This window comes from Pseudomonas sp. TH15, from assembly GCF_016651105.1.
Taxonomy (GTDB): domain Bacteria; phylum Pseudomonadota; class Gammaproteobacteria; order Pseudomonadales; family Pseudomonadaceae; genus Aquipseudomonas.
Genome location: NZ_JAEKEL010000001.1, coordinates 3,147,389 through 3,163,029, shown reverse-complemented (window position 1 = coordinate 3,163,029; position 15,641 = coordinate 3,147,389). Strand labels below are relative to the sequence as shown.

1 pseudogene is annotated in these 15,641 nt (G+C 63.0%); it reads right to left on the bottom strand.

The annotated features are described in order from the left end of the window. Positions 1–12: 12 nt before the first annotated feature. Positions 13–15,570 (bottom strand): annotated as a pseudogene (locus JFT87_RS14295) (non-ribosomal peptide synthetase). Positions 15,571–15,641 lie beyond the last annotated feature (71 nt).

Here is a 15,641-nt window from a genome sequence, read left to right as displayed (position 1 = left end):
GCCGTGGTCCTCTCAGGAAATCAGTTTTTCAAGTTCATCTGCTGATAAACGATTGAGAGCCTCCAAGGATTTAGCCAAAACATCATGAACGGGCTGCAAATCAGGTTGCAGGGCTTGTACGGCCGCGCTGAAAGCCGCCAGATCGGCACTGGCGAACAGGCTGGCCAACGGCACTTCGAAGCCCAACAACTCGCGCAAACGCAGGGCCACCTGAGTGGCCAGCAGCGAATGGCCGCCGAGCTCGAAGAAGTTGTCGGTCAGGCCCACGCGCTCCAGTTTCAACACGTCTTGCCAGATCGCGGCGATCTGTTGTTCCAGTTCGCTTTGCGGGGCGACGTAGTCTTGCTGCACTTGGCTTGCGTCGGGTTGCGGCAGGGCCTTGCGGTCGAGCTTGCCGTTGGCGGTCAGCGGCCATTGGTCGAGGAACAGCAGGTGCGTTGGCACCATGTAATCCGGCAGGTTGTGCTTGAGCGCCTGGCGCAGGTGCTCACGCCACGGGCCCTGTTGATCGAGTTCGACCGACTGATCGGCCACCAGATACGCGACCAGTTGCACGCCACCGGCGCCTGGTTGATCGAGTACCACGGCCTGACGGATTTGCGGCAGCGCCAACAATTGCGCTTCGATTTCGCCGAGTTCGATGCGGAAACCACGGATTTTCACCTGGTGGTCGATACGGCCGACGTATTCGATCACGCCGTCGTTGCGGTACTGCGCCAGGTCGCCGGTGCGGTACAACCGCGCCCCGCTCTCGCCGAACGGATCGGGGATAAAGCGCAGCGCGGTCAGGTCGCCGCGATTGAGGTAACCGCGAGCCAGGCCGGCGCGGCCGACGTATAACTCGCCGATGCAGCCTTTCGGTACCGGGTTCAGGTCGCCGTCGAGCAAGTACCAGGACAGGTCGGTAATGGGCTCGCCGATTGGGCTGCTGGCTTCCAGTTCCAGATCGACCAGGGACAGTGGACGGTAAGTCACGTGCACCGTGGTTTCGGTGATGCCGTACATGTTGATCAGTTGCGGGGCTTGATCGCCGAAGCGTTCGAACCATGGACGCAGGGATTTCACGTCCAACGCTTCACCGCCAAACACCACGTAGCGCAATGCGTTGGCGCGTTGATCGGCGCAAGCGACGTGCATCAATTGCTTGAACGCCGACGGCGTCTGGTTCAACACCGTGACCCCGGCGTCGCACAGCAACGCGTGGAAATCCTGCGGAGAACGGCTGACGTCGTACGGCACGATCAGCAACTCGCCGCCGTGCAGCAACGCGCCGAAAATCTCCCACACGGAGAAGTCGAAAGCGTAGGAATGGAACAGGCTCCAGACGTCTTGCGGGCCGAACCCGAACCATGGCTCGGTGGCTTCGAACAGACGCAGGATGTTGTGGTGCGGCAGCAACGTGCCTTTCGGTTTACCGGTGGAACCGGAGGTGTAGATCACGTAAGCGAGGCTGGCGCTGTCGGCCCAGACCAGCGGATCGGTCGCCAATTGATCCTGCCAGCGGCTGTCATCACCCAGCAGCAGGGTTTCGACGCTGTCGGCCACCGCCAGATGATCGAGCACCCCCGGCTGCATCAGCAGCAAGGCAATGCCGCTGTCTTCGATCATGTATTGCAAGCGCTCGGCCGGGTACTGCGGGTCCAGCGGCAGGTAAGCGCCGCCGGCCTTGAGGATGGCGACCAGGCCGACGATCATGTCGATCGAACGCTCGGCAGCCAGACCGACCAGCACATCGGCGCCGACGCCCCGTGCGATCAGGGCATGGGCCAGGCGGTTGGCACGGGCGTTGAGTTCGCCGTAGCTCAAATGTTCCTCGCCCAGGCTCACGGCAATTGCCTGCGGTGCCCGACGCACTTGTGCTTCGATCAGCTGTGGCAGAGTGCGGGTTTGCGCAAAGGTGGCCGGCGCACGGTTCCAGTCCTGCAACACCGCCTGGTGCTGCGCGGCATCGAACACACTCAGATCGGCCAACAGACGTTGCGCCGGCGAGTCGGCCATTTGCTGCAACAGGTGCTGCAAGTGGCCGCTTATCTGCCCGATCTGCGCAGCGCTGAAATGTTGCCGGGCGTAGGCGAATTGCAACGACAGGCTGTCGCCCAGATCCACCAGCACCGTCAACGGCAGGTTGGTCTGTTCCTGGCTGCACGCCTGGCCAAAGCGCAGGCCTTGCGGCGAACCTTGCTCCAGTACCTCGGAGATCGGGTAGTTCTCGAACACCAGGATGTTGTCGAACAGCGCTTCACCGCCCTGCCCGGCCCAACGCTGGATGTCGAACAGCGGCGTATGTTCCTGCTCGCGCAGTGCCAGGTTTTGCGCCTGCACTTGCTGCAACCACTGCGACAGCGGCTGCTCGGCACGCGGGCTGGCGATTACCGGCAAGGTGTTGATGAACAAACCGATCTGTTGCTCGACGCCCGCCAACTGCGCCGGACGCCCGGACACCGTGGCGCCGAAGCTGACCGTGTCGAGCCCGGTGTAGCGTTGCAACAGCAGCAGCCACGCGGCTTGCACCAGCGTGTTGAGGGTGACCTTGTGCTGACGGGCGAACGCGCCCAGACGTTGCGTCTGCTCACGGCCCAGCCATCGGGTTTGCTGGTCGTAACCGCTCTGGCCAGCGGTCGCCAGCGTATCCAGGCAGCTGCGGGCCAAGTGAGTCCGTTCCTCCAGGTCGGCCAGACGCTCAGTCCAGAAGCGTTCGCTGGCCTGACCGTCCTGACGCTGCAGCCAGCCGATGTAATCAGCATAACGGCCCAGCGGCGCGGCCGGGGTTACACCGGCGTAGCGTTGCAGCACTTCGCCCAACAGCTGCGAGTTGCTCCAGCCGTCCATCAAAATGTGATGGCTGGTGTAGATCATTTCGTGGCGGTCATCATCGGTGCGCACCAGCACCAGACGCAGCAACGGTGCCCGCAACAGGTCGAAGCCCTGTTGCAGTTGCTCTTGCGCCAGCACGTCGAGCGCCGACGGCAGGTCAGCGCGGCCTCGCCAGTCCTGCAGGCTGAACGGCAACTCGGCCTGGCGCTGGACGATTTGCAGCGGCTGTTCCTGCTCGGAGATCCACACGAACCGCGTACGCAGAATCGCATGGCGGTCGACCGCGCCCTGCCAGGCCTGACGCAAACGCTCGGGATCCAGGCCTTCGACGCTTACGCGCATCTGGTTGATGTAATCGCCCGAACCTTGTTTGTACAGGCTGTGGAACAACATGCCCTGTTGCATCGGCGACAGCGGGTAGATGTCTTCGACATCGGCACCGGCACCCGGCAAGGCGTCGAGCTGTTGCTGGTTGAGCGACGCCAACGGGAAGTCCGACGGCGTGATGCCGGCGTTCTGCGCGGCGCAGCAATGCTCGACCAGCGCCGCCAGTTCGACCGCGTATTCATCGGCCAATCGGGCGATGGTCGCTTCGTTGAACACCTCGCGGCTGAAGGTCCAGCGCAGGTCGAGTTCGCCTTCAAACACCTGACCTTCGACGCCCAGCCAGTTGTCCAGCGGCGCTTCGGCGCTTTGTTCGAGGCCGGCACTTTCGCCGGCCGGGCTGAACAATGCGCCTTCATCGGCATCGAAACTGCCGTCGAACTGGCCGAGGTAGTTGAAGGTGATGCGCGGTGCCGGCAGCGCTGCCAGATTGCCGCGCGTCGTCGTCGCCGAGGTAACGCAACACGCCGAAGCCGATGCCTTTGTTCGGGATTGCCCGCAGCTGTTCCTTGATCTGTTTGAGCGAGTCGCCCAGCGCAGCGGCCGGAGTCAGCCGCACCGGGAACAGGCTGGTGAACCAGCCGACGGTGCGGGTCAGGTCGACCGCGTCGAACAGGTCTTCGCGACCATGACCTTCGAGTTGAATCAAGGTCGAGGCGTGGCCGGTCCAGCGGCAGATCACCCGGGCCAGCGCGGTCAGCAACAGGTCGTTGACCTGAGTGCGATAGGCCGCCGGCGCTTCTTGCAGCAGTTGCCGGGTCAGCACTTGATCGAGGCGCGTCTGGACGGTGTGTGCGTAACGATTTTGCAGACTGGCCTGTGGATGGGTGCACGGCAGGTCGACGGGCGCATCAGCCAGTTGTGCGCGCCACAGCTCGAGTTCGCCAGCGCGTTGCGGCGCGTGTTGTTGCAAACGTTCGGCCCAGTGCTTGAAGGCGCTGGTCTTGGCTTGCAGGCGCGGGGTCTTGCCGTCGATGCGCTGCTGGTAAGCGCTTTGCAAATCTTCCAGCAGAATCCGCCATGACACACCGTCCACCACCAAGTGGTGCACCGCCAGCAGCAAGCGTTGCGAACCATCGGCCAAGGTCACCAACAAGCCACGCAACAGCGGGCCGTGAGCCAGGTCGAAGCTGCGTTGTGCCTCAAGGCAAGCGTCCTGCAACTGTTGTTCATCGCTGACACTCGCCTGCATCAGCAGGGTGTGTTGCACCGTTGTTGCGTGATGATTTGCGGTCCAGCCGCTGGCCGTTTCTGTGAACGACAGGCGCAAGGCATCGTGATGCGCGACCAGTGCTTGCAAGGCTTGCTCAAGCGCAGTTGCCTCAATGCTGACGGCCGGTTTGAGCATCACCGACTGGTTCCAGTGATGCTGCTCGGCAATCTCGGCCGCAAAGAACCACTGCTGGAACGGCAGCAACGGCGTGGCGCCACTGACCGCGCCCTGATCGATCTGCGCCGCGCCATCGCCCAGCGTCGCGACGCCCGCCAGCGCCTGGACGGTCTGGTACTGGAACAAGTCTTTGGGGGTAAAGCGGATTCCGGCCTGACGGGCACGGGCTACCACTTGAATCGAAATGATCGAATCGCCACCCAGTTCAAAGAAGTTATCGGCCAAGCCGACTCGCGGCAGTTTCAGCACATCGGCCCACACCGCAGCGATACGCTGCTCCAGCTCATTGCGCGGAGCGATGTATTCGGCTTTGCCGGCGCCCAATTCAGGCTTCGGCAGCGCCTTGCGATCCAGCTTGCCGTTGGGACTCAACGGCATCTGCGGCAGCGTCAGCCACTGGTTGGGCACCATGTATTCCGGCAGCCCGGCGTGCAAATGACGCATTAGGGTGTCGCGCCAGTCCGCGCTGTCTTCGTTCAGCACCACGTAACCGGTCAACAGTTTGCCGTCGATCACCAACACCGCGGCTTCTCGGACAATGGCGTGTTCGAGCAGACGCGCTTCGATTTCACCGAGTTCGATACGCAGGCCGCGCAGCTTGACCTGATGGTCGATTCGGCCGGCATATTCGATCACGCCGTCAGCGCGGTAGCGTGCCAGGTCACCGGTGCGGTAGATCCGTTCGCCGGCGCCGAAAGGGCTGACCGCAAAACGTTCGGCGGTCAGCACCGGACGCTGGTGGTAGCCGCGCGCCAGACCGACGCCCGCCAGGTACAACTCGCCGAGCACGCCGGTCGGCACCGGCTCAAGGTTATCGTCAAGGATGTAGCAGCCGAGGTTGGCAATCGGCTGGCCGATCGGCACGCTGTCGCGGCCCTCCTCCACACACGTCCAGTGCGTCACGTCGATGGCCGCTTCGGTCGGGCCGTAAAGGTTGTACAGCCCGGCAGTTGGCAGCTTGGCGAAGACTTGCTGTTGCGCGTCTGCCGGCAGCGCTTCACCGCTGCAGACGATGCGTTGCAGGCTGGTGCACGTACCGACCTCGGCGTCTTGCAAGAAGGCTTGCAACATCGACGGCACAAAGTGCAGCGTGGTGATGTGTTCGCGATTGATCAGCGCCACCAGTTTTGCCGGATCGCGGTGATCGCCCGGGGCTGCGACGACCAGACGTGCGCCGGTCATCAGTGGCCAGAAGAACTCCCACACCGACACGTCAAAGCTGAAAGGGGTCTTTTGCAGCACGCTGTCGCCCGCGCCGATCTTATAGGCCTGTTGCATCCAGCACAGACGGTTGGTCAGGGCGACATGACGGTTGCCAGCGCCTTTCGGTTTGCCGGTGGAGCCGGAGGTGTAAATCACGTAGGCAAGGTTTTCACCTGTGACCGCTACATCCGGATTGTCGCTGGCGAAGCCCTCCAGCGACGCCTCGATCAACAGGGTGTGTACCTGACCGCTCAATGGCAAGGCATCGAGCAGATGCGCCTGGGTCAGCAACACGCGCAGGCCACTGTCTTCGATCATCGCGCCGAGGCGCTCGGCCGGGTATTCCGGGTCCAGCGGCACGTAGGCGCCGCCAGCCTTGAGCACCGCCAGCAGGCTGATGATCATCTGCGTCGAACGCTCGACCGCGATGCCGACCAAGACCTCCGGGCCGACGCCGTGTTGCAACAGCACGCGAGCCAATTGGTTGGCCTGGGCATTGAGCTGCGCGTAGCTGAGGTGTTGCTCGTTGAAGATCAGCGCCAAGGCGTGCGGCGTGCGCAGCACTTGCGCTTCGATCAACTGCTGCACGCTCAGGTGCAGCGGGTATTCGGTGGCAGTGGCGTTCCAGTCTTCGAGAATCTGCTGACGCTCCTGCGCGGCGAGCATCGGCAACGCGGCGATCGCCTGCTGCGGTGCAGCGATAATCGCCCGCAGCAATGCCTGCCAGTGTTCGAACAGGCGCGCGATGGTCGTCGCCTCGAACAGATCGCTGGCGTAAGTCAGACTGACCATCAGCCCGGCGGCGGTTTCGGTGGTGTCCAGGGTCAGGTCGAACTGGGCGGTGGCGCTGTCCCACGGCAGGCCTTCGATGCGCAAATCCGCCACAGCGGTGACCGGCGCGGCATCGCGCTGGTGGTTGAACAGCACCTGGAACAACGGGCTGTGGCTCAGGCTCCGCTCTGGCGCCAGCGCTTCGACCAATTGCTCGAACGGCAGATCCTGATGCGCCTGGGCGCCCATTGCGGCCTGACGCGTCTGCGCCAGCAGATCACGGAAACTCAGGTCCCCGGCAAACTGTGCACGCATCACCTGGGTGTTGACGAAGAAGCCGATCAGGCCTTCGGTTTCAGCGCGGTTGCGGTTGGCAATCGGCACACCGACGCGGATATCGTCCTGACCACTGTAGCGGTGCAACAGGGTCTGGAACGAGGCCAGCAAGAGCATGAACATCGTCACCCCCTCACGTCGGGCAACCTCCTGCAATTGCGCACTCAACGCGGATTCCAGCGGCGCATCCAGCCGCGCGCCACGATAGCTCTGCACCGCCGGACGCGAATGGTCCAGCGGCAGCTCCAGCACCGGTTGTTCGCCGCCGAGTTGAGCCCTCCAATAATCGAGTTGGCGCTGACGTTCGCCGGCCTCCATCCACTGTCGTTGCCACTGGGCGAAATCGGCATATTGCAGCGTCAGCGCTGCCAGTTCGAGCGGTTGTCCGGCGCATTCTGCGGCGTACATCGCCATCAGTTCGCGCACCATCACTTGCATCGACCAGCCGTCAGAAACGATGTGGTGCTGAGTGATCACCAACACATGATCATCCGCCGCCATCCGTAGCAGAGCGACGCGCAGCAGTGGCCCGTTCAACAGATCGAACGGTTGACGGATCTGCGCCTGCACCCAGTTCGCCGGCCCCTCTTCGGTGTTGAGGCGGTGTTGTTCAATCGTCAATTGTCCCTGCGCATGAACCACCTGCACGGTGCGTTCGTGGTCCTGACGGAACGTGGTGCGCAACGGTTCGTGACGGGCCACCAGTTGATTGAAGCTGTGCTGCAACGCAGCGATGTCCAGCGCACCGCGCAAGCGCAGTGCACTTGGCACGTGGTAAGCGGCGCTGTCCGGCTCCAGTTGCCAGAGGAACCACTGACGTTCCTGGGCATAAGACAACGCCAGTGCATCACCGCGCGGCAACGCCAGCATTGGCACAGTTTCGCTGTGTTGCAGGGTCGCGCAGGCGGCGGCAAAGGCTTGCAGCGTCGGCTGCTCGAACAGGGTGCGCATCGGCACATCGAGCTTGAGCGTCTGGCGGACCCGGGAAATCACCTGGGTGGCCAGCAACGAGTGACCGCCGCGTTCGAAAAAGTGATCGTTGAGCCCCACCGCGCCGGACTCCAGCACGGCTTCCCAGATCTGCGCCAGTTGCACCTGCAGCAAGGTCTGCGGCGCGGCATAAGCGCACAAATCCTGGTTCAGTTCGGCTTTCGGCAGCGCGGTGCGATCCAGTTTGCCGTTGTTGTTCAAGGGCAACGCGTCCAGCAACAGCAGGTGTGCCGGCACCATGTAATCGGGCAGCACTTGTTGCAGCGAAGCTTTGAGCGAGCCCAGCCACTGCGCCTGCGCGGTCGCAGGTTCGGTGCCTGCTTCGGGCACCACATAAGCCACCAGTTGTGCGCCCCCGGGAAATCCTGAGCGATGACTGCGGCGGCGTGCACGCCTTCCTGCGCTTGCAGACAGGCTTCGATTTCCCCCATCTCAATGCGCAAGCCACGAATCTTCACTTGGTGGTCGATCCGCCCGGCGTATTCCAGATCGCCGTTTTCGTTATAACGGGCCAGGTCGCCGCTGCGGTACAGCCGCGCCCCTGCCTCGGCGGCAAACGGGTCTGGCAGGAAGCGCTCGGCGGTGAGGGCCGGACGGTCGAAATACTGCTGCGCCAGACAGGCGCTCGCGCCAATGCACAACTCGCCGACACCGCCAGCCGGCAGCAATTGCCCGGCGCTGTCGAGCACGTACAACGCGCGGCCGGGGATGGCTCGGCCAATCGGAATGCCGAAACTATCGTTGGCATCGCTCAGCCGGCAATCGTGGACGCTGGACACCACCGTCGCCTCGGTCGGCCCGTAGGTGTTGAGCAAGCGCACATGGCTCAACCCAGCCTCGTGCCACAGGCGCAGGCCTTCGACCGACATCGCTTCACCACCGACGTGAACCTGACGCAACGGGCCCAGGCTGGCGATGTTGCCGCCAGCACATTCACGCGCCAGCAAGAACCAATAAGCTGCCGGCAAGTCCGCCAGGGTCACGCCATTGCCGACGATCTGCTCGGCCAACTGGATGACGTCCCAGAGTTCGTCACCGCGCATGATCAGCGCCGCACCGACACACAGCGGCGGGTAGCACTGTTCGACAAAACCATCGAAGCTGAACGTCGCAAATTGCAGCACGCGATCATCAGCGGTGAGCGCCGAATACTCGGCACCGGTCTGGCAGAACTCGCGCAGCGCCGCGTGAGCAATCGCCACGCCTTTTGGCTGGCCGGTGGAACCCGAGGTGTAAATCACGTACGCCAGGTCATTGACCGTGGCGTGATTCAGCGGATCGCTGTCCGGATAAGCGCCCAGCGTCTCGATGATTTCGCCCAGGTGCAAATGTTCAAGACCTGCCGGCAGCGGCACGTCTTGCAGCAGAGCGGATTCATCGAGCAGCAGATCGACACGGCTGTCTTCGATCATGTAGGCCAGACGCTGGGCCGGGTAGTTGGCATCAAGCGGTACGTAAGCGGCGCCCGTCTTCAGCACGGCCAGCAAACTGACGATCATTTGCGGGCCACGACGCAGCGCCAGACCGATGCGTTTGCCCGGTGCTGCACCGCTGGCCAGCAGACGGTGAGCGAGGCGATTCGCCTGACGGTTGAGTTCGTCATAGCTCAGACGCTGTTCACCGCACTGTACGGCCAGTGCCTGCGGTGTGGCTTTGGCCTGCGCGGCAATGCGCTCGTGCACCAGGCCGGTGTGCTGCAATTGCAGCGCTGGCGGCTGGCAATGGGCGAGCATGGTGTGCGTGGCAACGGCATCGAGCAACGTCAGGTTACCGAGGCAAGCGGTGACGTTGGTGATCAATTGCTCAAGCAAGTGGCGCAGGTTGGCGCAGAGCATGTGCACTTGGGCAGCGCTGAATCGCGCGGCGTCGTAGCTCATCTCCAGGCTCAGCGTGGCGCCCAGTTCGATGCCCAGCGTCAGCGGATAGTGAGTGCGTTCATGGTTATGCAGGTTGCCGAAGGTCAACCCGGCCGGCGCGCCCTGTTTCAGCGCCTCGGCGACCGGGAAGTTTTCGAACACCAGCAGACTGTCGAACAGCGCCGAGCCCTGATGCCCTGCCCAGCCTTGAATGTCGTACAACGGCACATGCTCGAATTCACGCAGGGCCAGGTTCTGCGCCTGCAGATCACTCAACCACTGCCCGACGCGCTGATCCGGGCGCGGGTTGCACACCAGCGGCAAGGTGTTGATGAACAACCCCAGTTGCTGCTCGATGCCCGGCAGCGGCGCCGAACGACCGGCCACTGTCGCACCGAACGCTACGCAGTCCTGCCCGGTGTAGCGTTGCAGCAACAGGCTCCAGGCCGCTTGCAGCAACGTGTTGAGGGTGACTTTCTGCTGACGGGCGAACTCGCCCAGACGCCGCGTTGCGGCTGCGTCGATCACCTCGCGATGCTCGTCTGTGCCGTGGCCAGCAACGGGCGCACGCACGGCATCGGCGAGCAGTGTCGGCGCCTGCAACGGCGCCAGCGCAGCGCTCCAGAACGCTTTGCCAGCGTCTGCCGATTGCTGCTGCAACCAGCCCATGTAATCGCGGTAATGCCCCACCGGCGCCGGCAATGAGCGCGCGTCGGCGTAGTGCGAAATCACCTCGCCGAGCAGCTGCGCATTACTCCAGCCGTCCATGAGGATGTGATGGCTGGTGTAGATCAAATGCCAGCTATCGGCGCCGGTGCGCACCAGCTTCAAGCGCAACAACGGCGCGCAGTCGAGTCCAAAACCTTGCGCCCGCTCCGTCTCGGCCAGCGCATCGGTGTCCGTGTTTTCCAGCACCTGCAGCGGCAGTTGCACTTGGCGGCTGATCACTTGATGGGCGCTGTCCAGGCCTTGCCAATGGAAGCTGCTGCGCAACACATCATGACGCGCCAGCGCCGCTTGCCAGGCGTCGGCAAAACGCTGTGGATCGAGGCCCTGAATGTCCAGGCGCATCTGGCTGATATACGCCTCGACCTGCGGTTCATACAGGGTATGGAACAACATGCCCTGCTGCATCGGCGACAGCGGATAAACATCTTCGATGACGGCGGCGGCGACCGGCAACGCATCCAGTTGCGCCTGGCTGATGCGCGCCAACGGGAAGTCCGACGGCGTCACTTGCGCGGTGTCGAGGGCGCAGCAGTGCTCGACCAGGGCAGTCAGTTCTGCGGCGTAGCGATCGACCAGATACTGCACGGTGGCGCTATCGAACATCTGCGAGCTGAAACCCCAACTCAGGCTCAATTCGCCGCCATAGACCTGGCCTTCGACCGTCAACCAGTTATCCAGCGGCGCCTGTTGATCCTGGGCGACACCGCCAAACTCGGTGGACGGCACCAGCAGCGCCTGCTCATCGAACTGACGGTCGAACTGCCCCAGATAGTTGAAGGTAATGCGCGGCGCAGGCAATGCAGCCAGTTCTTCGCGCACCGACGGCGCGGCCAGGTAACGCAGTACGCCGTAACCCAGCCCTTTGTCCGGAACCGCGCGCAGTTGTTCTTTGATCGCCTTGATCGAACCGTCGAGGTCCTCGGTCGCCACCAGATTGACGGCGAACAGGCTGGTGAACCAGCCGATGCTGCGCGTCAGGTCAATGTCGTCGAACAGGTCTTCCCGGCCATGGCCTTCCAGCTGGATCAGGGTGCCCGGCTGACCGCTCCAGCCACTGATAGTGCGCGCCAATGCTGTCAGCAGCAGATCGTTGACCTGCGTGCGATAGGCCGCCGGTGCCTGTTGCAGCAATTGGCGAGTGCGCTCGGCGTCCAGACGCCATTCGATCTTTTTACCGAAACGGTTTTGCAGACTGCCTTCAGGGCGTTCGCACGGCAGATCCTGCGCGGTGTTGTGCTGGGCTTTCCAGTAAGCCAGTTGATCGTCGAAGCGCGAAGCCTCGATGCTCAGGCGCGCCGTCCAGCTCTGGAACGCACTGGTCCTGGCCGGCAATTGCACACCACCACCCGCCGCGAGTTGTTCGTAGGCTTGCTGCAAATCTTCCAGCAACACGCGCCACGACACACCGTCCACTACCAGGTGATGGAGGATCAGCGACAGGCGCTGACTGCCATCGGCCATGGTCACCAACACCGCGCGCAACAGCGGCCCGTTGGCCAGATCAAGACTGCGCTGGGCTTCGTCGCAATGGGCGCTCAGTTGCGCGGTCGTCTCGGCCGTGCGCAGCCACACGTCAGCGCGTTCGACCTGTGCTGCGTACGCTTGCTGCCAGCCGTCGACGCCCTCGACAAAACGCAGACGCAAGGCATCGTGGTGATTGATTACATGGGTCAATGCCGTGTCGAGCCACTGAGCATTCAGCGTCTCGCGCGGGGTCAGCAACAGGGACTGGTTCCAGTGCTCACGCTGCGGCATCGCCCGGCTGAAGAACTGCTGCTGGATCGGCCCCAGCAACGCTTCGCCCGTCGCCGATGCCTGATCCACCGAGCTGAGGCTGTCGGGGATTGCGACCAACGCCAGACTGCGCACAGTCTGATACTGGAACAGGTCGCGCGGGCTGATACGGATCCCGGCCTGCCGCGCGCGGCTGACCACTTGAATCGAAATGATCGAATCACCGCCCAGCTCGAAGAAGTTGTCTTCCAGACCCACACGCTGCAGACCGAGCACGTCTTCCCAGATCGCGGCCAAGGCCTTTTGCATGGCATCCTGCGGCGCAACGAAGGCTTGTTGCGGCGCGGCATCCGGTTCCGGCAAGGCTTTGCGATCCAGCTTGCCGTTGGCGGTGACCGGCAACCTGTCCAGCGTCAGCAGGTAGGTCGGCACCATGAATTCCGGCAGACTGCCGAGCAGCCAGGCCTTGACGTCCTGTTGCCATTGTTCGTCTGCCTGAGCGGTTTCCAGCACCAGATAGCCGACCAGATGTTTGCCGCCCTGCACCAGCACCACGGCTTCACGCACCAGCGGATGCTGCATCAGGCGGGTTTCGATTTCGCCCAACTCGATACGCAAGCCGCGCAACTTCACCTGATGATCGAGACGCCCGAGGTATTCGATGACGCCGTCGGCACGTTGGCGCACCCGGTCACCGGTGCGGTACAGGCGCGCGCCGTCGTGGAACGGGCACGGCACAAAACGCTCGGCAGTCAGCGCCGGGCGCTGGTGATAACTGCGCGCCAGCCCTGCCCCGCCCAGATACAACTCACCGGCGACGCCGCTCGGCACCGGCAACAGTTCGGCGTCGAGCACATGCGTGCGCAGGTTGGCGATCGGCCGACCGATCGGCACGCTGTCGGCGCCTTCGTCGACACAGGTCCAGTGGGTGACATCGATGGCCGCTTCGGTCGGGCCGTACAAATTGTAGAGCCCGGCGTTCGGCAGCTTGGCGAACACTTGCAGTTGCGCATCCAGCGGCAGCGCTTCGCCGCTGCAGACAATGCGCTTGAGGCCGACACAGGCCTCGACGCCCGGCTCATGAATAAACGCCTGCAACATCGACGGGACAAAGTGCAGCGTGCTGATGCCGTAGCGGTTGATGGTCTCGATCAACAGCGATGGATCGCGGTGCGCACCCGGTGCGGCCACGACCAGACGCGCGCCGGTCAGCAGCGGCCAGAAAAATTCCCAGACCGACACGTCAAAGCTGAACGGGGTTTTCTGCAACACCGAATCACTGGCAGCCAGCCCGTAAGCCTCCTGCATCCAGCACAAACGGTTGACCAGCGCCGCATGACTGTTGCCAGCGCCTTTCGGTTTACCGGTGGAGCCGGAGGTGTAAATCACGTACGCGAGGTTCAGCGGGTCGACGACCCCATCGACACGGCCTTCGCTGTAGCGATCCAGCCAGTCAGCTTCCTGATCGAGGGTAATGACGTTCACCCCTGCCGTCGGCAGCGACGCCAGCAACGCACTCTGGGTCAGCAGCAAAGTGATGCCGCTGTCCTCGACCATGTAGGCGAGACGCTCTTGCGGGTATTCCGGATCCAGCGGCACATAGGCGCCGCCGGCCTTGAGAATCGCCAGCAGGCCGATCACCATTTCCAGCGAGCGCTCGACGCAAATCCCCACAAGACTGTCGGCCCGCACGCCTTGTTCACGCAACAGATGAGCCAGTTGGTTGGCCCGGGCATCCAGTTGTGCATAACTCAGGGTTTGCTCGGCGAACACCAGCGCCGGGGCATCCGGGGTGCGCGCCACTTGGGCTTCGATCAATTGATGAATCGGCTGCCCGCTCGGATAAACCGCTGCTGTAGCGTTCCAGGCATGCACCAGCGTGTGCTGCTCATCCGCGTCGAGCAACGGCAGTTCGCCAATGCGTTGCGCAGGATCGGCGACCATTGCCTTGAGCAGGCGCAACCAGTGCCGCGCCATCCGTTCGATGGTCGGCGCGTCGAACAGATCGCTGGCGTAAGTCAGTGCAGCGTGTAGCTTGCCGCCTTTCTCGTAGGTGTCGAGTGTCAGATCAAACTGAGTGGTGCGGCTTTGCCATTCGAGGCTGTCGAGCACCAGGCCCGAGGCCGTACTGAGGGCGGCGATATCCGCCACTTCCGGCTGGTGGTTGTACATCACCTGGAACAGTGGGTTGTAGCTCAGGCTGCGTTCCAGTTTCAGCGCTTCGACAAGACGCTCGAACGGCAGGTCCTGATGGGCCTGGGCGCCGAGGGCAGTCTCTTTGAGGTCGCTCAACAGATCGCCGAGACGGGTCTGGCCGTCCAGTTGCACCCGCAGCACTTGGGTGTTGACGAAGAAGCCGATCAGCCCTTCGATTTCCCGGCGATTGCGGTTGGCAATCGGCACGCCGATACGCAGGTCGTTCTGGCCGGTGTAACGGTGCAACAGAATATTGAAGGTGCCCAGCAGCAGCATGAACAGCGTCACGCCGTGCTGACGGGCAACGCCGCGCAGTTGCTCAGCCAGTGCGGCGTCGACCACGTGTTCATGGCGACGACCGCGATAGCTCGGCAGCACCGGGCGCGGATGATCGAGCGGCAGTGCCATCACCGGGTGTTCGTCACCCAGTTTCGCCAGCCAGTAATCGAGTTGTTTTTGCTGCTCGCCGGCTTCCAGCCAGCGGCGCTGCCACAAGGCGTAGTCGCTGTATTGAATCGGCAGCGCTGCCAGCGCCGGAGGCTGGCCGGCGTCAAAGGCGTCATAGCAACGGATGAATTCGTCGATCAGCACGTTCATCGACCAGCCATCGGAAACGATGTGGTGCAGGGTCAGCAGCAATACGTGCTCCTGCTCGGCGAGCTTGAGCAGGGTGACCCGCAGCAACGGCCCGACAGCCAGATCGAACGGCAACACCGATTGCTGCTCGGCGGCACGAACGACAGCCTCCTCGCGTTCGGTGGCCGGCAGCGCGCTGAAATCTTCGTGACGGATGTTCAAGGTCGCCGTGGCCGGCACTTGCCGCAGACTGTCATCCGCCTGCCGCTGGAATACCGTGCGCAGGGTTTCGTGGCGTTCGATCAGGCTGGCGAACGCTTGCTCCAGCGCAACCTGATTCAGGCGCCCTGTCAGGCGCACCGCCGCCGGCAGGTTATAGGCGCCGCTTTGCGGGTCCAGGTGCCAAAGAAACCACATGCGTTGCTGGGCATAGGACAACGCCTGGCGGTCCTGGGCCTCAACCCCGGCCGGGATCGGGAATTGCGAGAAATCCACGCCTTCCTTTTGCAAGGCCGCAAGGAACATCTGGCGCTTTTCCAGGGGCAACCCGATAAACCGGCGAGCAAGTTTCAAGGAGTCTTCAGCATTCATTTCTTAGCATCCGGATCAGTAGGCAGGAAGCACAAAGGCACGTCGTCCCTATAAAACGAATGCAAACCGGA